The organism is Domibacillus sp. 8LH, assembly GCF_038806185.1.
GTDB lineage: Bacteria > Bacillota > Bacilli > Bacillales > Domibacillaceae > Domibacillus > Domibacillus indicus_A.
Window position 1 is genome coordinate 1 of record NZ_JAVJNG010000277.1, and the last position, 248, is coordinate 248.

Annotated in this window: 1 protein-coding gene; it reads left to right on the top strand. The window is 39.5% G+C overall.

The features are described from left to right. On the top strand, positions 1-248 hold a 248-nt coding region (locus tag RG959_RS24710), incomplete at both ends, for a hypothetical protein (protein ID WP_342799356.1).

Consider the following 248-nt stretch of genomic DNA (forward strand, 5'->3'; position numbering starts at 1 on the left):
TCGTAATATTACCGTGTTTGGCCGTGTGCTGGAGGGGATGGAGCATTTTAATCGTTTATCTCGTACGAGCACTAAAAACACTGTTTTTAATCCTATTACAGATCTACAAGTGTTAGCTGATATTAGTCAGCAAGATAACAGCCAGTTTAAAGTTATGCGTACTGATTCCAACGCATTTTTAGCCTTGATCAAAGCACGACAAAATCGCTCAGAAGCATGGTTTGTCGAAACGCCTAATTATGTTGATG